15 protein-coding genes are annotated in these 19,531 nt (G+C 66.3%); 12 read left to right on the forward strand and 3 right to left on the reverse strand.

Annotated elements, in window-relative coordinates; all coding sequences use genetic code 11:
- Position 1 precedes the first annotated feature (1 nt).
- Complete coding sequence (locus J2T23_RS13245; RefSeq protein ID WP_307360610.1) at positions 2-1,738, reverse strand: flavin monoamine oxidase family protein; 1,737 nt, start codon at positions 1,736-1,738, stop codon at positions 2-4.
- Positions 1,735-3,261 carry an amino acid permease gene (locus tag J2T23_RS13250; protein WP_307360612.1) on the reverse strand — a complete coding sequence of 509 codons (1,527 nt, stop codon included), beginning with the start codon at positions 3,259-3,261 and terminating at the stop codon, positions 1,735-1,737. The genes J2T23_RS13245 and J2T23_RS13250 overlap by 4 nt, the downstream gene beginning before the upstream one ends.
- Before the next feature lie 197 nt (positions 3,262-3,458).
- Between J2T23_RS13250 and J2T23_RS13255 the strand changes: the two genes are divergently transcribed.
- On the forward strand, positions 3,459-5,063 hold the full coding sequence (locus tag J2T23_RS13255) for a PucR family transcriptional regulator (RefSeq protein WP_307360615.1): 1,605 nt from the start codon (positions 3,459-3,461) through the stop codon (positions 5,061-5,063).
- Positions 5,064-5,070: 7 nt separating this feature from the next.
- Here J2T23_RS13255 and J2T23_RS13260 read toward each other — a convergent pair whose 3' ends face one another.
- Positions 5,071-5,928, reverse strand: a complete 858-nt coding sequence (locus J2T23_RS13260; protein WP_307360617.1) for a nitrilase-related carbon-nitrogen hydrolase — start codon at positions 5,926-5,928, stop codon at positions 5,071-5,073.
- Between the two features lie 228 nt (positions 5,929-6,156).
- On the opposite strand from J2T23_RS13260, the gene J2T23_RS13265 reads away from it, so the two are divergent.
- From J2T23_RS13265 to J2T23_RS13315, 11 genes are all read left to right on the forward strand, one after another.
- On the forward strand, positions 6,157-7,347 hold the full coding sequence (locus J2T23_RS13265; protein WP_141161231.1) for an ROK family transcriptional regulator: 1,191 nt from the start codon (positions 6,157-6,159) through the stop codon (positions 7,345-7,347).
- Between the two features lie 131 nt (positions 7,348-7,478).
- On the forward strand, positions 7,479-9,038 hold the full coding sequence (mmsA, locus tag J2T23_RS13270; RefSeq protein ID WP_307360620.1) for a multiple monosaccharide ABC transporter ATP-binding protein: 1,560 nt from the start codon (positions 7,479-7,481) through the stop codon (positions 9,036-9,038).
- Between the two features lie 45 nt (positions 9,039-9,083).
- On the forward strand, positions 9,084-10,367 hold the full coding sequence (gene mmsB, locus J2T23_RS13275; RefSeq protein WP_018761952.1) for a multiple monosaccharide ABC transporter permease: 1,284 nt from the start codon (positions 9,084-9,086) through the stop codon (positions 10,365-10,367).
- 49 nt (positions 10,368-10,416) lie between these two features.
- Positions 10,417-11,511, forward strand: a complete 1,095-nt coding sequence (locus J2T23_RS13280; RefSeq protein ID WP_141161233.1) for a substrate-binding domain-containing protein — start codon at positions 10,417-10,419, stop codon at positions 11,509-11,511.
- Between the two features lie 199 nt (positions 11,512-11,710).
- Positions 11,711-13,150 (forward strand): ABC transporter permease, encoded by a 1,440-nt coding sequence (locus J2T23_RS13285; protein WP_307360625.1) that lies wholly within the window; start codon positions 11,711-11,713, stop codon positions 13,148-13,150.
- A gap of 2 nt (positions 13,151-13,152) precedes the next feature.
- Positions 13,153-13,860, forward strand: a complete 708-nt coding sequence (locus tag J2T23_RS13290) for an ABC transporter ATP-binding protein (RefSeq protein ID WP_141181007.1) — start codon at positions 13,153-13,155, stop codon at positions 13,858-13,860.
- A gap of 119 nt (positions 13,861-13,979) precedes the next feature.
- Positions 13,980-15,050 (forward strand): Gfo/Idh/MocA family protein, encoded by a 1,071-nt coding sequence (locus J2T23_RS13295; protein ID WP_307360629.1) that lies wholly within the window; start codon positions 13,980-13,982, stop codon positions 15,048-15,050.
- A gap of 277 nt (positions 15,051-15,327) precedes the next feature.
- On the forward strand, positions 15,328-16,185 hold the full coding sequence (locus tag J2T23_RS13300) for a hypothetical protein (RefSeq protein ID WP_307360630.1): 858 nt from the start codon (positions 15,328-15,330) through the stop codon (positions 16,183-16,185).
- Between the two features lie 89 nt (positions 16,186-16,274).
- Entirely contained in the window at positions 16,275-17,531 is a 1,257-nt protein-coding gene (locus J2T23_RS13305; RefSeq protein WP_307360632.1) for a hypothetical protein, read from the forward strand.
- Positions 17,532-17,816: 285 nt separating this feature from the next.
- Positions 17,817-19,025 (forward strand): serine/threonine-protein kinase, encoded by a 1,209-nt coding sequence (locus J2T23_RS13310; protein ID WP_307360633.1) that lies wholly within the window; start codon positions 17,817-17,819, stop codon positions 19,023-19,025.
- Positions 19,022-19,531 carry a hypothetical protein gene (locus tag J2T23_RS13315; RefSeq protein WP_307360636.1) on the forward strand — a complete coding sequence of 170 codons (510 nt, stop codon included), beginning with the start codon at positions 19,022-19,024 and terminating at the stop codon, positions 19,529-19,531. The genes J2T23_RS13310 and J2T23_RS13315 overlap by 4 nt, the downstream gene beginning before the upstream one ends.

Consider the following 19,531-nt stretch of genomic DNA (forward strand, 5'->3'; position numbering starts at 1 on the left):
ATCAGTCCAGGCTGATCGGCCCGAACTCGTCCAGCAGGTCGCCCGGGCCGGGATTTCCGGGCGCCGAGGACCCGCCCAGGTGCTTCACCACGCCCCACACCGCGTTCAGCCCCGTGGTGACCGCGCCTTCCGCCCAGCCGGCGGTGAAGGAGACGTCGTCGCCGGCCAGGAAGATGCCGCGCTGGGACTCCGGCAGCTTGTCCTGCTTGAAGTGGGTGAACACCCGCTGCTGGTAGCGGTAGTGGCCGGGGAGGTTGGCCTTGAAGGCACCCATGAAGTTGGGGTCCGCCTCCCAGGACACGGTGATGGGCTGGCCCACGATGTGGCCGGCGATGTCCACGCCGGGGTAGATCTGTTCAAGCGAGTGCAGCATCAGTTCCACGCGTTCGTCGGCGTCCAGGGCCAGCCACTTCAGCGCGTCGTCGTTCCAGGTGTAGGAGAGCAGGATGACGGCGGGCTGGTCCGGGCCGTTGTCCAGCAGGTAGGTGGCCCGGTTCAGCCTGTCGGTCAGGGTCATGGACAGGACCTCGTTGCCCGTTTCCGGGTCGATGTCCTTCCAGAACGGCCGGTCCACCATCACGAACGTCTTGGAGGACTGCATGTAGTGCGATTTCTCCATTGCGGTCCAGAGCTCGGCCGGGAACAGGGCCTCCTCCGTGTGGATCCGGGTGGACAGCAGCCACGACTGGCAGGTGGTCACCACGGCCGGGTAGCTGGCCTCGCGGCCCCAGCGCTCCCGGACCCGCAGGTTGCCGTCAGGGTCCCTGCTGATCTTCCCCACGGCGCCGCGCGGCGAGCCCGAGTGCAGCGAGGCCAGGGAGGTGCCGGCAGGCCAGTGCACCAGGTCCGACGGCGCGTGCTGCCAGAGTGCCTCGGGCAGGCGTTGCGCTCCCCCGCGGATCAGCCGGTGCTGGTCGTCCGCGTCGGTGTAGACCACGCGAAGGATTTCCAGGATGGAGTTGGGGAAGTCGGTGTCCCAGCCGCCGGTGCCGAACCCTACCTGGCCGAAGGCCTCCCGGTGGGCGAACCCTGCCTTCTTGAAGGAATCGCTGGCGGCGATGAAACCGTAGAAGGTCTGTTCATCCATGAGCGGGAGCAGTTCGTTCCAGAGTTCCTTGATCCTGGGCATGTCCCGCGCCTTGATGGCGTCCTGCATCTGCACGAACTTGGCGCCGTCATTGACTGCTGCCTTCCAGGCGTCGGCCACCTCGCGGAAGAACGGCGGCAGGTCGCTTGGCTTTTCGGCATAGTGTTTCTTGCCGGCCAGTTCGATTACGGTGCTGGACGTTGCCTCGGCGAGGGGGTTGGGGAAGTCCTGCGTTTCCAGCCCGAGCAGGTCCACGTAGTGGTAGAACGCCTTCCCAGAGACCGGGAACCGCATTCCGCCCAGGTCCGCCACCACTCCCGGCGCTGCGGGGAAGGCAGCTGTTCGGAGCCGCCCGCCGATCTGGTCCGCCTCGTAGACCACCGGCCGGAGCCCGAGTTTCATGAGTTCATAGGCGGTCACCAGGCCGGAGAGCCCGGCGCCGATGACGGCCACCTCCGCGCCGTACAGCTCCGGCGGGACGGTGCCCAGGCCGTCCGGGTGGGCCAGGTAGTGGTCGTAGCTGAACGGGAAATCGGGGTTCAGCATGGTGATGGGCGCTGCCTGCCCGCCTGCGCCGCGTCCGGCCGCGTCCGCCGGCGGCGTGGAGGTGCTGGAGGGGTCGAAGGAAGGCAGTTCGGTGGCGATGGTCATGGTTGTTCTGCTTTCACAGGTTCCTGGCTCGGGGCCTTGGCGGTCAGTTCACGGTAGTCGAGCTCACTCAGCGCCGCTACCTTGGAGTTCCGGCGTCCATAGCCGAAGTAGATGGCGATGCCCACCAGCATCCAGGCCCCGAAGACGACCCAGGTATCGGCTCCCAGGTTCGCCATCAGGTAGGCACACATGAGCGTGCCCAGCACGGGAGTGATGGGGTACAGCGGCACCCGGAAGCTCCGCTTCAGGTCCGGGCGGTTGCGGCGCAGGTGGATGACGGCGATGTTCACCAGTGCGAACGCGAACAAGGTTCCGATGCTGGTGGCGTCGGCCAGGGCTCCAAGCGGCACCAGGCCTGCGGTGAGCGCGACGGCGGTACCCACAATGAGCGTTCCGGCGGCCGGGGTGCCGGTGCGCCGGGAGACCCGGCCGAAGACCTTGGGGACCAGCCCGTCCCGCGACATGGACAGCAGGATCCGGGTTTGCCCGTAAAGGACCGTGAGCACGATGCTGGCGATCGCGAGGACAGCGCCGACGGAGAAGACCAGGGCGATCCACGGCTGGTGGGTGGTCTCCTCCAGGATCTGGACCAGGGCGGCCTCGGTGCCGTCGAACCAGCCCCAGGGGCGGGCGCCGATGGCAGCAACCGCCACCAGGACGTAGATGCCGGTGACGATCACCATGGACAGCAGGATGGCGCGGGGAAGGTCGCGCTTGGGGTCCCGGGCTTCCTCGCCGGCAGTGGAGGCGGCATCGAAGCCGATGTAGGAGAAGAACACCCTGGAGGCCGCGGCGGAGACACCGGCCGCGCCCATGGGCAGGAGCGGCTGGAAGTTGCCGGCATTGAAGGCGGTGAAGGCAACGGCGCAGAAGAACAGCAGGATGCCCACTTTGACGATGACAATGGCCGTGTTGATCCGGGCGCTCTCCCGGGCTCCGCGGACCAGCAGGACCATGGCCAGCACCACGATGGCCACCGCCGGAACGTTGACCAGTCCCCCATCGCCGGGCGGCTGGGCTACTGCGTCGGGCAGCACCTGCCCGAACGCCGCCAGCGTCTCGTTGACATACTGGCCGGCGCCCACCGCCACGGCGGCCACAGACACCGCGTATTCCAGGACGAGGCACCAACCGCAGATCCACGCCATGCCTTCGCCCAGGGTGGCGTACGAGTAGGAATAGCTGGAGCCCGCCACCGGGACCAGGCCCGCCATCTCGGCATAGGAGACGGCGGAGAGCAGGGCGGCAAGGCCGGCAATGACAAAGGAGATCCAGATGGCGGGCCCGGCAAGGGGCACCGATTCGCCGAGGATCACCAGGATGCCGGTCCCCAGGGTGGCCCCCACACTGATCATGGTCAGGTGCAGGACGCCAAAGCTGCGGAGCAGCCTTGGGGCGCCTTCGCCGCCTTCGGCTTCGCTGACCATTTGTCCTATCGGTTTACGCCGCAGCAGCTGGGCCTGGAGGCCGGGCCGTACCGGGCTTGGCGCAGTGGGCTTTTCGGTGGTCACAGGCACAGTCACCGTTGACGTCCCTTCAGAGTAGTTGTCGGTTTCCCCTCACCAACACTCGCATGTGAGCCAACTCTCAACCTGGTGCAAAATGACTTATAGTGATCCATCGTGAGACTTTATGCACAAGCGCGGCGGATCCCGCAATCCGGCACCTGCGGCCGCCGGAGGCCGCGGCTGCCGGGATCCGGCCCGCGCCGGAGGCACCCATGACGGTTGAGCCAGGGGAGTCCGGACCGCTGAGTTTTGTCACGCTGCAGCAGTTCCTTGACCAGCTGCCGCCGTTATTGAAACTCCTTCACGACGGCGGCAGTGGCGGCCGTCTCCTGCGCTGGGTGGAGCCCAGCGAGCTGGAGGACCCCACTCCCTACCTTCCGGAGGGTGAGTTCCTGCTCACCGCCGGACTCCCCTTCCTTGGCGGGGGCGGCACGCCGGCACGGGTGGATGCGTATGTCCGGCGGCTGGTCCAGGCCAAGGTGGCGGCGCTGGGATTCGGGATCCGGCCCTATTTCGATGCCGTTCCCGACGTGGTGGTGGAGGCATGCCGCCGGCACAACCTCACGTTGTTCGAGGTGCCGGAATCCCTTCCTTTTGCCGCGATCGGCCTCCAGTTCTCACAACTCCTGGAAACCGACAATGCCCGGGTTTTCCGTCAACTCGCGGAGACCAACCGGCAACTCATGCGCGCCGTCCTCTCCCCCCGGCCTGAGCATGAACTCCTGGCCGCGCTGGTCCAGCGCGTCCCCGTGTGGGCGGTCCTGGTGGGCGCGGACGGCCGGGTCCGGGCCCGGGGCACCAGTGCCGGCGGCAGCACCGCCGTCGACCTTTCCCTCCTGGAACCCATGCTCGATCGGTTGCTGTCCGGCCGGGGGCCGAGGGTGGAGATGGACGGCTTTGACCAGCCGGGATCTGCATTGGTGGTGGGCCATCCCCTGCGCAGTACCAAGGACGCCAACCTCGGCGCCCTGATTCTCGGCTCCGACGCTCCGTTGACGCCTGCGCAGAACAATGTGGTCCAGTCCGCCGTCGGACTGCTCGAGCTGCTGGTGCGGCAGCGCACCAGCGGGTCGCTGGCGCCGAGCCAGCTGGCCACCGCCGTCCTCCTGCACCCCGAAAGCCTCGCTGCGGGCAGCACCCGGCACCTCAACGGCCTCAAGGACCTGCTGGCACAGAGTCTTTCCTCCACCCGGTCCGCGCCCATGCGCGTCGTGCAGGGCATCAATGTCGAGGCGCCCCAGTGGCCTGCGGGTGACGGCCCGGTCCGGGAGCTGCTGCAGTGGCGCCGGATGCTTGACACAAAGCTCGTGGAGGTCACCGACTACGGGTTCGCCGCCGTGACCCGGCTCAAGGTGGACGATGCCCTGCTCGCAGATGTGGAGAGGCTGGGGTGGCGCCTGGTGATCGGCGAACCGACCGAGCTCACCGGATTGTCTGCCGCGTACCAGCGCGCCACCTCCCTGCGCAGCCAGGTCCAGCGCAGCGGCCGGACCGTCCGGGCCGATGAGGTGTCCTGGTCCGTGACCGGGCTGCTGGGCCGTGAGGCCGGCACATTGCTGGCCGAACGACTCCTCCAGCCGGTCCTGGCACTGGAACCGGACCGGCGCCACCCACTGCTGGCCGTCCTCCGCGGCTGGCTCAGCGAGAACGGCAGCTGGGACGCCTCCGCCAAACTGCTGGGACTGCACCGGAACAGTGTCCGCCGGCAGATCGGCGTCCTGGGCGAACTGCTGCAGATGGACCTTAACCAGGCACAGGTGCGCGCAGAACTGTGGATCGCGCTGCAATACGCAGACGGCGTGGCCCGAGCGGACTGACCGCAGCCTAGGGCCGGCCGTTCCCGGGCAGGCCCCGTTCCTGCGGCCGGTCCGCCTCCCACTCCCGGTACACCCCGGGCCGGCGTTCCCGCAGGTACGGCACCACCTCCCGCGCGGCGCGGACCGCCTCCGCCCCCACCTCGGCAAACAACAGCGCCTGGCCGTCCCCCGCCTCGGCAAGAAGCGCACCGTCAGGTCCCGCCACCACGCTTCCACCGCCGAAGATGTAGGCGTCCTCGCTTCCGCAGTGGTTCGCATAGGCCACGTGGAGCTGGCTTTCCAGCGCCCGGGCGCGGATGAGCACCTGCGGTACCGCCTCGAAGCCCGCGGACAACGCGGTGGGCACCAGGACCAGTTCGGCGCCCCGGGCAGCAGCCTCCCGCGCGGCCTCGGGGAACTCGATGTCATAGCAAATCAGCAGAGAGGTGCGGATGCCGTGGAAATCCACCACGGCCGGAGGTTGCGAGGCCGGGACGAATGCCTTGCGTTCCTCATCGCCGAAGAGGTGCACCTTGGCGTAGGTGAGGATTTCCCTGCCTCCGGCATCCACCAGGGTGGCTGAAATGTGCCATCCACTGCCACCGGCGGACTCCATTTCACCACCTGCCGGGGCCGGCAGGCTGTACACGAGCGCGACCCCGGTACTGCGGGCGATCCCGGCCAGCCGTTCGCGGACCGCGGGGATCGCCGCCGGATCAAGGTCGCGGCGCAGCCGCAGCGGAGCGTAGCCCACGGGAAAGAGCTCCGGCGTGAGCAGCAGGTGGGCGCCGGCCTGCGCGGCCTGGCGGGCAGCCTGGTCCACGGTCCGGAGATTGGCCTCGATGTCCAGGACCACGGCGTTGGCCTGCAGGACGGACAGCAGCATCGTTACCACCTTCGTTGTGCCTGTCCACGTGGAGGTGGAGGGGCAGGGGTTGTTTCCGTCTTCCAGCCTAGCCAGCCGCAAGCGGTGGCTGGCGGGTCGTTTGGACCTGCAGCGCTGGACGCCGGGACGGAATGCACGGCGGTGCTCCCCGCTCCTTCCACCGCTTCCCGACCCACCCTTGCGTTAACTTCTTGACTACAAGCGGAGCGGTAGGGCAATCTTCTTAGCATGTCCGCAACTACGCGCTCAACGAGGAGCAAACCTAAGAACCCCGGATCGCAGTCCGCCCTGCGGCAGCAGAACCAGCAGCGGATCATTGAGACCCTGATGGGCGGCCCGTCCACCCAGGCGGAGCTGGCCCGGCAGACCGGGCTGTCCACGGCAACTGTTTCCAATATCGTCAGGATCATGCTGGATTCGGGGCTGGCATCCACCGAACCGATTACCAGTTCCGGGCGGCGGGCGTTGAACGTGCGGCTGAACAGCAACGGCGCCGTGGCTGTGGGGATCGATTTCGGCCGACGGCACCTGCGCGTGGTCCTGGCCTCCCTTAGCTACCACGTGATAGCCGAAGAATCGGTCATGCTCCCGCTGGGCCACCAGGCGGACGACGGCATCCAGGCAGCGGTGTCCCTGCTGGAGAAACTGCTGCGCGAAAGCGGCGTGGAGCGCACGTCCGTGGTGGGGGCCGGCGTCGGCATTCCGGGCCCCATAGACCGCCGGACGGGAACGGTGGCGCAGGGCGCAATCCTCCCCGAGTGGGTGGGCATCAACATCCTGCAGCATCTTGAGGAAACCTTGAGAATCCCCGTCTTTGTTGACAATGACGCCAATCTGGGCGCGTGGTCCGAAGTGACCTGGGGGCAGCACTCGGGGGTCAGCAACCTTATGTTCCTGAAGATCGGATCGGGCATCGGCGCCGGCCTGATCCTCAATGGCGCCCCCTACTACGGCAACGTGGGAATCACCGGCGAGATAGGCCACGCCACCATCCACGAACAGGGGCTGGTATGCCGCTGCGGCAACCGCGGCTGCCTGGAAACCATCGCCTCCACCACCACCATGATCGAGCTCCTCAGCCGCGGTGAGGACCGGCCCATGACACCGGCGGACATTGTCCGCAAGGCACTGAACAGGGACTCGGCAACGCTGCGCGTCGTGGATGATGCGGGGCTCGCAGTGGGGCGCGCCCTGGGCAATGTGGCCAACCTGATCAACCCTGAGGTCATCGTGGTGGGAGGCCCGCTGGCAGGCCTGGGAGACATCCTGCTGGACCCCATCCGGCGGGGCCTGGTCCGTCATGCGGTACCGGTCATCGGTGAGACCACCACCCTCGCCATGTCCTCGCTCGGCGACCGTGCGGAGGCCCTTGGCGCCGCCGCCCTGGTGTTCCAGCATGCCGGTATCCGCAAGCCCTAGACCATTTCGTTATCCAGCAATTGCGTTAAAGACTTGACGACAACAGCTGTGATCCAGTTTACTTTTGGTTCAGACGGCCCTGCGCTTTGCCGGCCGGACAAAGAAGTCATTGCATTGGAGGGTTAGGGCTCATGACGTCCCAGACCACGCACGCGGACCCGGTCATCCTTGAGATGCGGTCCATCACCAAGGAATTCCCCGGCGTTAAAGCCTTGTCGAATGTTAGCCTCCGGGTGAAGGCAGGCGAGATCCACGCCATCTGCGGCGAAAACGGGGCCGGCAAGTCCACGCTCATGAAGGTCCTGTCCGGCGTGTACCCGTATGGCAGCTACGACGGCGATATCGTCTACCAGGGGCAGGTCCAGCAGTTCCGGGACATCCGGGCCAGCGAGCACGCCGGCATCGTGATCATCCACCAGGAACTGGCGCTGATCCCCGAACTGTCCATCATGGAGAACATCTTCCTGGGCAACGAGCCCACCAAGCGCGGCATCATCGACTGGGCCGAGGCCCGCCTCCGGTCCCTGGACCTCCTGGCCCGCGTCGGCCTGCGCGACGATCCCGACACCCCCATCAAGGAAATCGGCGTCGGCAAGCAGCAGCTGGTGGAAATCGCCAAGGCACTGAACAAGTCCGTGAAGATCCTCATCCTGGACGAGCCCACCGCGGCGCTGAACGAATCGGACTCACAGCACCTGCTGGACCTGATGCTGGGCCTGAAGGCCAAGGGCATCACCTCGATCATCATTTCGCACAAGCTCAACGAGATTGAGCAGGTGGCCGATTCGATCACCATCATCCGCGACGGCAAGTCAATCGAGACGCTGGACGTCAAGAAGGACGGCGTGGACGAGGACCGCATCATCAAGGGCATGGTGGGCCGGACGCTGGAATCCCGGTTCCCGGACCACACCCCCAAGATCGGCGAGGTGTTCTTCGAGGTCAAGGACTGGACCGTTGGCCACCCGGCCATCCAGGACCGCCTGGTCTGCAAGGGCTCGAACTTCTTCGTCCGCCGTGGCGAAATCGTCGGGTTCGCCGGGCTCATGGGTGCCGGACGCACGGAACTGGCCCGCTCGGTCTTCGGCCGGTCCTACGGCCGCTTCATCGACGGCCACATCTACAAGGACGGCAAGGAAGTGGTCCTCAAGAGCGTCAGGCATGCCATTGACGCCGGCCTGGGCTACGTCACCGAGGACCGCAAATCACTGGGCCTGAACCTCCTTGACGACATCAAGACCACCACCGTGGCGGCAAACCTTCGTAACATCAGCCACAACTTCGTGGTGGACGCCAACCAGGAATTCACGGTTGCGGAGCAGTACCGCAAGTCGCTGCGCACCAAGACGCCCTCCGTCGAGGAAGGCGTCGCCAAGCTCTCCGGCGGCAACCAGCAGAAGGTGGTCCTGGCCAAGTGGATGTTCACGGACCCGGACCTGCTGATCCTGGATGAGCCCACCCGCGGCATCGATGTCGGCGCCAAGTATGAGATCTACGGGATCATTCAGCAGCTGGCCAACCAGGGCAAGGGCGTCATCGTTATCTCCTCGGAGCTACCCGAGCTCCTGGGCCTGTCCGACCGCATCTACACCATCTTCGAAGGCGCCATCACCGGTGTCCTGAACAAAGACGAGGCCAGCCAGGAAAGCCTGATGAAACTGATGACCTCCGCTACCCGAAAAGCCGCCTGACCTTCTGGCAAACCCCAGAACCTTCCGGACACAAGGACTGACACCATGAACGCCCTCAAAAAGCTGTTTGGCGGCAACACCCGCCAATTCGGCATGATCTTCGCCTTGGTTGCGCTGATCATTTTCTTCCAAATCTTCACCGACGGCCGCACCCTCACTCCGGGCAACGTCATCAACCTCTTCAACGGCAACTCCTACATCCTGATCCTGGCCATCGGCATGGTCCTGGTGATCATCGCCGGCCACATCGACCTCTCCGTCGGTTCGGTCGCGGCGTTTGTCGGGGTCAGCGTCGCCCTGGCCATCCGCGACTGGGGAATCCCCTGGTATGCGGGCGTACTCCTGGGCCTGCTGCTCGGAGCCCTGATCGGAGCCTGGCAAGGCCTGTGGACCGCGTACGTCGGCATCCCAGCCTTCATCGTCACCTTGGCCGGCATGCTCCTGTTCCGCGGTTTCAACCAGTTCGTGGGCAAGTCCAACACCATTCCCGTCCCGGAAGACTTCCAGTACCTCGGCTCCGGGTACCTTCCTGAGGTAGGACCGGACACCGGGTTCAACAACCTGACACTCCTGATGGGCATCGCCGTTGCTGTTTTCGTCGTCGTGGGCGAACTCCGCGCCAGGGCACGCGCCAAGGCGCTCGGCGCAGGCGTCCCCGAGATGTGGGTGACCGTGGTGAAACTGGTGCTGATCTGCGCCGCCATCCTTTACGCCACGTACCTGTTCGCAACTGGCCGACCCGGGACCTCGTTCCCCATCCCCGGCCTGATCCTGGCCGTGCTGGTCCTGATCTACGGCTTCATCTCCTCGCGCACGGTCGTTGGCCGCCACGTCTACGCTGTCGGTGGCAACCGCCACGCAGCAGAGCTTTCCGGTGTCCAGTCCAAGAAGGTCAACTTCCTGGTCATGATGAACATGTCCATCCTGGCCGGCCTGGCCGGCATGATCTTCGTGGGCCGCTCCACCGCGTCCGGCCCCTTTGACGGCGTGGGTTGGGAGCTGGACGCCATCGCTGCAGTCTTCATCGGCGGCGCGGCAGTGACCGGCGGCGTGGGTACCGTGGTCGGCTCCATCATTGGTGGCCTGGTCATGGCAGTGCTCAACAACGGCCTGCAGCTCCTGGGTGTCGGCGCCGACCTCACCCAGATCATCAAGGGGCTGGTCCTCCTGATCGCCGTCGCTTTCGACGTCTACAACAAGTCGCAGGGCAAGCGGTCCATTATCGGCATGTTGACCCGGAACATGAACCGGAACACCGCCGGCCCCAGCGGCCCCATCCAGCCTGACGAAACCACCTCCACCAAGGAAGCGATCGCCAGGGAAGCCTGAAGTTTGCAGCCTGAATACTGTTCCATCACACAAAGAAAGAGAACCAACAATGCGAATGTTTGGTAAAGCAGGGAAGGCCGCAGCGGTTGCTGCCATCGCAGCACTGGCGCTGACGGGCTGTGGACGCTCGGAACCCTCCGGTGGTTCCAGCAGCGGTGCCGCGGGATTCGACCAGAACTCCTCCATCGGCGTCGCGCTTCCGCAGAAGACCAGTGAGAACTGGGTGCTGGCCGAGAAGCTGTTCAACGACGGCCTGAACGGCGCAGGGTTCAAGGCTGACGTCCAGTTCGCCAACGGCGGCGTTTCGGAGCAGCAGAACCAGATCAGCGCCATGGTTACCAAGGGCGCCAAGGTCATCATCGTAGGCGCCATCGACGGTTCCCAGCTGGGTACCCAGCTCAAGCAGGCCAAAGACGCAGGCGCCACCATCATCGCCTACGACCGCCTCCTGCTGAACACCGCCAACGTGGACTACTACGTGGCCTACGACAACTTCAAGGTCGGCGTTCTCCAGGGCCAGGCCCTGCTGGACGGACTCAAGGCCAAGAAGCCGGCTGGCCCTTACAACATCGAACTGTTCGCCGGGTCCCCCGACGACGCCAACGCCAAGGTGTTCTTCAACGGTGCCATGAGCGTCCTGAAGCCCAAGATCGACGACGGCACCCTGAAGGTCGTCTCCGGGCAGAACAGCTTCGAGCAGGCCGTGACCCAGGGCTGGAAGGCTGAAAACGCCCAGCGCCGCATGGACACCCTGCTCAGCGGCAGCTACACCACCGCCAACGTGGACGGCGTCCTCTCCCCGAACGACACCCTGGCCCGCGCGATCCTGACCTCGGTCAAGGCTGCCGGCAAGCCGATCCCGGTTGTCACCGGCCAGGACTCCGAGGTTGAGTCGGTCAAGTCGATCATGGCAGGCGAGCAGTACTCCACCATCAACAAGGACACCCGCAAGCTGGTTGAGCACGCCATCACCATGGTCAAGGACCTGCAGGCCGGCAAGAAGCCCGAGGTCAACGACGACAAGTCCTACAACAACGGCAACAAGGTGGTTCCCGCCTACCTGCTGGAGCCAGTCATCGTGACCTCCGCCAACGTAAAGACCGCCTACACGGACGATCCCGTACTCGGCCCGATCACTAAGTAATACCGACAGGCAAAGCCGGCTCCCGCCGGCGAACGGAAAGCCCGGTCCTTCAAAAGGACCGGGCTTTCCTGCGTCCTGCCCCAGCAGCAACACCCTTCACAGGCCAGGCACAGGTGTGGCCGGATTCCCGCACAGGATGCCCGGCGAGGGTTGATGCGAAGCCGGCCCCACGCGCCGGCACCTGAGTCCTAGGAGTAACGTGAGCGTCCTTGCCCGAAGCGTAGGCAATGCCTTCAGAAACAAGGTCCGCACCGCAGCAGTCGTAGCGGTGCTGGCCGTCGCCATTGGCCTGGCCCTGGCCATGCTGGTGGCGAACCAGGCGGTCGGAGCGAAGGTGCAGGAGCTCAACGCCTCCGTCGGCACCGTCCTGACCGTCAACCCCGCCGGAGGGCAAGGCTTCGAGGGCGGCGGTGAACCCCTCACAGCCGACCAGGCAGCCACCGCCGCCGGCGTGCCGAACGTCAGCGCCGTCGTCGGGACCTCCTCCCTGAGGCTGAGGAACGCGGAGGCAGACGCGGCACAGGCGGCCGCAGGCGGGACCGGCCAGGCCGGGCCGGGCGGCCAGACCGGACAGGGCGGCCCCGGTGGCCAGGCTGCGGCCACCCTGACCACCAGCCTCACCGCTGCGGTGGATGCCGGCACCCTGGGCAACCGCAACCAGCAGGCCAATGGAACCACCGGGTCCACCGGCACCACCCAGCAGCCCGTCCGCTCGCTGCCGATCACCGCCACGGGCATCGGCGCCGAGGTGGACACCACCGGCAAAGCCCTGAACATTACCCAGGGCACCGGACTGGGCGACTACTCGGCAGCCTCCACCGGGGCTCTGCTGGGAACCACCCTGGCGGAGAAGAACGGCCTCTCCGTCGGCTCCAGCTTCACCATCAATGACCAGGCCTACACGGTGACCGGACTGTTCGACGCCGGAACGGCCTTTGGCAACAACGCTGTTTACGTCACACTCCCCACGGCCCAAACACTCGCGGGGACGCCCGGTGAGCTGTCCAGCATGATCGTCACGGTCAATTCAATGGATAACGTCGCCACCGCCAAGGCTGCCCTGCAGGCCGCGCTCGGCACCGGCAAGGCGGACGTTACCCAGGGACAGAACCTGCAGACCGCAGTCAGCTCCCTTGACAGCGTCAAGAACATCTCCTTCATCGCCTTTGTCGCCGCGCTGGGCACCGCCGGGCTGATCATCCTGCTCATCATGGTGATGCTGGTCCGCGAGCGCCGCCGCGAAATCGGTGTCCTGAAGGCCATTGGCGCACCCAACCGCACCATCGGCCTGCAGTTCGTCCTCGAAGCGCTGGTCCTCGCGGCCCTGGGCAGCGCAGTGGGGGCAGCGATCGCATCCTTCGCCAGCGGCGGCATCGCCTCGGCCCTGATCAGCAGTAACTCCACGGCCACCGCCGGCCGCAACTTCCCGGCCGCCGCGGGTGGGGTAAGCGTCCGCGGCACCCAGGGCGGACCCTTCGGCGGCGCCTCCCAGCTGCTGAACTCGGTCACCGCGAGCGCGTCCCCGGAGGTGATCGCCGGCGGAATCGCTGCCGTATTCGGCGTCGCCATCATCGGCGCCCTGATCCCCGCGCTGCTTACCGCGCGCATCCGTCCCATCGAAGTCCTGCGAGGAGAATAGCCATGATTGAAGTCAAGAACCTGGTCCGCACCTTCAACTCCGGTGACCGCACCATCAAGCCGGTCAACGATGTCAGCTTCGTCCTGGAACAGGGCACCCTCGCCTCGATCGTGGGCAAGAGCGGAAGCGGCAAAAGCACCCTGCTGTCCCTCCTTGGTGCGCTGGACAAGCCCACCAGCGGGGACGTCGTCGTCAACGGCGTTAGCCTGGCCAATCTGCCGGACAGCAAGCTGACGGAATACCGGCGCCGGGACATCGGGTTCGTATTCCAGCAGTTCAACCTGATCCCCAACCTGTCCGCCGTAGACAATGTCATGCTGCCCATGGAATTCGCCGGAAAACGGAAGTCCGACAGGCTGGAGCGGGCCAAAGGACTGCTGGAACAGGTGCAGCTTGATCCGTCCAAGCACGACCGGCGGATCAACAGGCTCTCCGGCGGCGAGCAGCAGCGCGTGGCCATTGCCCGCGCCTTGGCCAACGAGCCGAAGCTGATCCTGGCGGACGAGCCCACCGGCAACCTGGATGAGCAGACGGGTGACCACATCATCGAACTCCTCAGCTCGCTGAGCCGCGATCACAACACCACCATCCTGGTGGTCACCCACGACAGGGTCCTGGCAAACAAGACCGACCGCCGGTTCCGGCTGCAGCAGGGCAAGCTGACGGAAGAGCCGGTCCGGGGACGGACCGCCGTCGCCGCCAGCGCCTGACCCACGGAAGAGGGCCAAGGGCAGGGGCTTGCGCTCCAGCCCTTGGCCCCCTTTTCTTTGAACTACCACCCGCCGCAGGTTCTCCACTCCTGCGGTGCCGCTGTGACAGGATGGCTGCTATGAGCGCTCCCATCGCCACACCATGGCTTTCCACGCAGCCTGACCGGGATCCCCGGACCGCCACCGGGACTCCCCTGCGCTGGGGAATCATCGCAACGGGCAGCATCGCCCGCGCCGTCTCCCAGGATCTGGCACTGCTTGAAGATGCCGAGCTCTATGCGGTCAGTTCAAGGGCGCAGGACACCGCGGATGCTTTTGCTGTGGCGTACGACTTCGCAAAGGCCTACGGGGACGACGGCGGGGTGCCCGGCTACCAGCGGCTGCTCGCCGATGACGCGGTGGACGTTGTCTACGTCGCCACGCCGCATGCGCAGCACCACGGGATGGTCCTGGCCGCACTGAACGCGGGCAAGCACGTCCTGTGCGAGAAGACCTTCACGATCAACGCCCGGGAAGCGGCCGAGCTCATCGAGGTTGCGCGCAGCCGGAAGCTTTTCCTGATGGAGGCGGTCTGGAGCCGGTTCCTGCCGTCGATGCAGCGCGCTTTCGAGATTGCGGCGTCCGGCGAGCTGGGCGATATCCACTGGGTCACCGCAGATCTGGGATTCCCGGCACCCTACTCCCCCACGGCCAGGTTGTGGGCGCGGAAGGACGGCGGGGGTGCACTGCTGGATCTGTCCGTCTACCCGCTGCTCTGGGCGCTGGGCACGCTTGGCTTCCCGCAGACCGTCAGCGCCACGGGCTTCGTCAACGACGACGGCGTCGATGCACAGAACGCCCTGAGCCTTGGCTACGGCCACGCCGCCCAGGTCCAGCTCACCTCCTCCCTGCTGGCCCACGGACCCCGCACTGCCACGGTGGCCGGCGGCCTGGGCTTCCTGCAGAGCGTGGGTTCCATCAACAATCCCAGCGAACTGGTCATCGCCAAGGGGTGGGAGGACCGCCGCACGGAAAGCTTCGACGTCGTGGGAAAGGGCTACGCCTACGAGCTCCGCGAGGTGATGAGGTGTGTCCAGCAGGGGCTGACCGAAAGCCCGGTCATGCCCCTCGAAGACACCTTGAACACCATGCGCCTCTTCGACGGTGTCCGCGCGCAACTCGGAGTGACCTACCCCAACGACAGGCACTAGCGGGACCGCCAAAGGTTGGATACGACGGCGACAGGCAGCTTTTGCCCGACAATAAAGGCCCTGAATATCCGCTTTTTCCATTGGCAGTTTCTGCATCCATTGCAGGTATTAGTAATTTCCCTTGACTGAATGCTGGACTTCAGGCGATAAGCAGTCTTAGCATTTAGGCAGCATCGATTGCGCCGGTCACTGGGGGGTGGTACGCATGGCTCGTAGTAGTTCGCCATGGCGTGCCCTGCGACCGGTACTTCTTGCCGGAGCGGCAGCAGCCACATGGTTGACCCTTTCCTCAACGCCTGCAACCGCCGACACAGGTCCTGATTCCTCCTCCCCGCTCGGCGCCCACACCAGTTCGGTGTCCTCCCTGGGCCAGGATCTTGCGGCCACGGTTTCACCGGTTCCTGCCGGCTCAGCGGACGGCCCGGCCGCGTCCCCTGGGCTGCTGCAGCCTGTCGTAACGCCTGTTTCCGGCCTGACGGACAACCTGATTGCCGCCGTTCCCGTGGTGGACCAGGTGGTTCCGGCCGGAACTGTTTCCGGGGTTTCCGCTCCCCTTGTTGAGGTGGCCGACACCGTGGCAGCGGGTGTGGCCCGGGAACTTACAGCCCCTGCAGCAGAGGCTCTTCCGGTCCTTGAGCCGGCGCTCCAACCGGTTTCAGATCTTCTGAACGGCGCTGTTTCGTTGCCCGCCCCGCCCTTGGATGACGTTCAGGTGGACGTTCCTGGCGTACTGGCCCCTGCTCCCGCGGGGGACCAGCCCTCAGCCGTGGAAGAAGCTCCGGATGCCACGGATACGGCCACAGAATCCGGCCAGGCGGTTGAGGCGCCGTCCACGGCCTCGGACGCAGGCACCCTGGCCAACACGGCATTCCCGCACGCTGGGGTCTTCGAGACCCTCGGCTCCATAGCGGAGCAGCCGCTGGCCGTCGACCCGTTGCCCGTTCCTGCCCAGGCTCCCGCAGCCCCGGCGCCCGGCACAGGCAGCAGCGGTTCATCAGGCGGCACGTCAGCAGCCGCCGCATGGCTCAACCCCATCTACTTCGACTTTGAAGGGGCTGGCGCTGTCCGCGCCGAACGGTCCCCCGGGCACATCCCCTCGCCGGTGTCATTCGACCCCGGCTCTTCTCCTGACTAGTTGATGCCCCCTGCCTCCCACGGGCAGCACGCGGCTCTACGGGCGGCTGTCCAGCCCCCGGACACTCAACTATTCCAGGAGTAAACACCATGAACTGCACACTTCGCAGGGGGCTGCTGAGCACCCTCTTTGCCGGCGGCCTCCTGGCCTTCGGCTGCGCCACCGCCAATGCGGCGGACGCCACCAGCGGGACGGACCTCTCCGCCTCCGCCCTCATCTCGGCGGCGGCACCCGCTGACTCGACGTCGTTGGGCCTGCTGGGTGACCCAACGCCGGCCGGATCAACAGGTGTCGCCGCCGCAGTGGATGTCAACCTGGGGCTGGGGACTGTGGCCGCCACTGATCCCGCTACCACCGGCGCCACCGACCTGGCAGCCGCAGCGGACGTCAACCTGGGGCTGGGGGCTGTGGCTGCCACAGATCCCTCAACCAACGGCACCACCGACCTGGCCGCCGCAGCAGACGTCAATCTCGGACTCGGCAACGTCACAACCACCGACCCCGCAACCAACGGCACCACCGACCTGACCGCCGCAGCCGACCTCAATCTCGGACTCGGCAACGTCACAACCACCGACCCCGCAACCAACGGCACCCCCGACCTGACCGCCGCAGCCGACCTCAATCTCGGACTCGGCAACGTCACAACCACCGACCCCGCAACCAACGGCACCCCCGCCCTGGCCGCCGCAGCCGACCTCAATCTCGGACTCGGCAACGTCACAACCACCGACCCCGCAACCAACGGCACCCCCGCCCTGGCCGCCGCAGCGGACCTCAATCTCGGCCTCGGCAACGTCACAACCACCGACCCCGCAACCGGCACCGGAACCACGGCGGACCTCGCCACCGACGCCAACGTGGACCTTGGTGCAGGTGTAGGCGCCGGAACCGCAGGCAACGGCGGCCCCGATGCTGTCGCCGATCTCAGCATTGACCTGGGGATCGGGCTCAGCGGTGACAACACCACGGTCACTCCGGGGACCTCGGATCCGGGTACCACCGCCCCGGGTGACGGCACCACCGGTGACACTGGCACCCCTGACCCCGGCACGGACAACAGCACCGGCAACGGCACCACGAGCGATGACCCCACCGACGGATCCGGGACCACAGGCGTCGACGGCTTCACGGCAGCACCGGCCGGTTCCAGCGCAGTCAGCGGGGCAATCGCCCCTGTGACGGCGCCACGGGCTGCCACCACCAATGGCAACCCGGCGGCCGGTACCGCCACCGGGGCCCACGCGGCCCTCGCCAACACGGGCTGGGACGGATCGCTGGTTCCCCTGGCCCTGCTGCTCCTGGCCGCCGGGATCCTGGTGCTCCGCAGGCGCAAGGTTTCGTAGCGGCCAACCACAGAAAGATACGTGCCCGCACCTGTGCGCCTGAAGCGGCAGCACGCAGCGGGCTGGCGGAAGGAGGTCAGCAAGCCCGAAACGAATTACCTGCATAAAACATGTCATCAGCACACATGTCCTTGTAGCCGATGGTCCGGCGGCGAATGTGTTCGAAAATCGCCGCCGGGCCGTCGGCGTGCCCGACGGCGAAAGCCTAGGTCAATCGCCGGTTCCGCCCCACCGCCCGTATAATTTGAGGTACGACAGTGCCGCAGCGCACCGGGAGGAACGGTCATGGTGGCGGAATCGCCTAGCTCCATCAAGAATGAAGTGGTCGGCGGTCGTTACCGTTTGGGTGAGGTCGTAGGCCGTGGCGGAATGTCGTCGGTGTACTGTGCGCGGGACGAAAACCTGGGCCGCGATGTGGCTTTGAAGCTCTTCGCCCCTCAGGCCCCGGACGCGGACGAGCTCAAGCGGCAGGAAGCCGAAATCCAGCTCCTGGCAACGCTCAACCACCCGGGCTTGGTGACACTTTTCGATGCGGGCATCGATGACCGTATTCCGGATGAGCCCCGGCCGTTCCTGACCATGGAACTGGTGGAGGGCCAGGACCTTCGCAGCCGCATCCGCCACAGCACGGTTCCGTTGGAGGAACTGGCCGTCATCGGCGCCGGCATCGCCGATGCCCTGGCCTACGTGCACGGGCTGGGCATCATCCACCGCGACATCAAACCGGGCAACATCCTCCTGGTCCAGATCCGGCCCGGTGAGCCGATTCGGCCCAAGCTCACGGATTTCGGCATCGCGAGGATTGTGGATTCCACCCGGCTTACGGCTACGGGAACCATGGTTGGCACCGCCGCCTACCTCAGCCCGGAGCAGGCCCTGGGCAAACCCTTGTCGTCGGCCACGGACATTTATTCTTTGGGACTGGTGCTGCTCGAATGCATCAAAGGCACCGTGGAATACCCCGGCAGTGCCGTGGAGTCGGCGGTTGCCCGGCTCCACCGGGCCCCGGAAATTCCCGACGACGTCCCCTCCGAATGGGCCGGCCTGATCCGTTCCATGACCGCCATCGAGCCGCTGGAACGGCCGGCCGCCGCTGACATTGAATCGGCGCTGCGCCAGGCGCTGGTCTCCCCCGCGTCGACGCCGGGAGAACTGGCGCCGGAAACAACTCGTGTACTGCCGGCCATGCCCTTCCACCCTCCCTCCATTACCGCAGAGGAATCGGTGGAAGACGTTCGGGAGGCCGCGGCGGCACCCAGGACTACAGATCCTGCCCCCGGAACAGAGGCTGGCAAGTCCGCTGCAAAGCCGCGCCTCACCCGGAGCCGGCGTATCTGGCTGGCCGTGGTGGTGGGTGTCCTGGTGGTTGCCGCAGCCGCCGCTGCGGTGCTGATGAGCATCTCCGCCCGCCCGGCCGACGTCGTCCCTTATCCCACCGTGACCGGCGTCCTGGGTGACCATCTGCAGGAACTCCAGAAGAGCGTGGCGCCGTGATCCTGAGGCAGGCCCCGGCGGCCCGGCTGCTGCTGGCCTGCGCCGCGGCTGCGCTGGCGGCGGCCCTGCTCAGTGCCTGCGCCGCGCCCGGGGCCGGGCTGCAGCGCGAGGCCGCAACCCAGCTCCAGGCACGGGTACTTGAAGTAACCCAGGCGTCGTCCCAAAACGATCCCGCAGCCGCGCTGAAGGCACTCGAGGGTTTGGAGGCGGACCTTTCCGCGGCCCAGGCCAAGGGCCAGGTTTCCGAGGAGAGGCGCCGCAGCATCACCACCGTGGCGACGGCTGTCCGGGCAGACCTCAACGAAGCCATCAGCGCGCAGGCAGCGGCCGGGAAAGCTGCCGAAGACGCCCGGATCGCAGCCAGCCAGGCAGCACAGGCTTCTTCACCCGCGCCTGGCCCCGCCTCGCAGCCAGCCCCCGCGCCGGCACCGGCGCAAGGAAACTCTTCGGGCAACGGCAAGGATGCAGGGCAGAACAACAGCGACAAGGGCAAGGGCAAGAACTAG

The organism is Pseudarthrobacter niigatensis (assembly GCF_030812615.1).
Lineage (GTDB): Bacteria > Actinomycetota > Actinomycetes > Actinomycetales > Micrococcaceae > Arthrobacter > Arthrobacter niigatensis.

What these genes read in the sequence shown, in the direction of transcription:
- mmsA (WP_307360620.1), top strand. Translation starts at nt 7,479, where the DNA reads ATGACGTCCCAGACCACGCACGCGGACCCGGTCATCCTTGAGATGCGG.
- J2T23_RS13305 (WP_307360632.1), top strand. Translation starts at nt 16,275, where the DNA reads ATGAACTGCACACTTCGCAGGGGGCTGCTGAGCACCCTCTTTGCCGGC.
- J2T23_RS13310 (WP_307360633.1), top strand. Translation starts at nt 17,817, where the DNA reads ATGGTGGCGGAATCGCCTAGCTCCATCAAGAATGAAGTGGTCGGCGGT.
- J2T23_RS13280 (WP_141161233.1), top strand. Translation starts at nt 10,417, where the DNA reads ATGCGAATGTTTGGTAAAGCAGGGAAGGCCGCAGCGGTTGCTGCCATC.
- J2T23_RS13290 (WP_141181007.1), top strand. Translation starts at nt 13,153, where the DNA reads ATGATTGAAGTCAAGAACCTGGTCCGCACCTTCAACTCCGGTGACCGC.
- J2T23_RS13295 (WP_307360629.1), top strand. Translation starts at nt 13,980, where the DNA reads ATGAGCGCTCCCATCGCCACACCATGGCTTTCCACGCAGCCTGACCGG.
- J2T23_RS13265 (WP_141161231.1), top strand. Translation starts at nt 6,157, where the DNA reads ATGTCCGCAACTACGCGCTCAACGAGGAGCAAACCTAAGAACCCCGGA.
- J2T23_RS13260 (WP_307360617.1), bottom strand. Translation starts at nt 5,928, where the DNA reads ATGCTGCTGTCCGTCCTGCAGGCCAACGCCGTGGTCCTGGACATCGAG.
- mmsB (WP_018761952.1), top strand. Translation starts at nt 9,084, where the DNA reads ATGAACGCCCTCAAAAAGCTGTTTGGCGGCAACACCCGCCAATTCGGC.
- J2T23_RS13255 (WP_307360615.1), top strand. Translation starts at nt 3,459, where the DNA reads ATGACGGTTGAGCCAGGGGAGTCCGGACCGCTGAGTTTTGTCACGCTG.
- J2T23_RS13245 (WP_307360610.1), bottom strand. Translation starts at nt 1,738, where the DNA reads ATGACCATCGCCACCGAACTGCCTTCCTTCGACCCCTCCAGCACCTCC.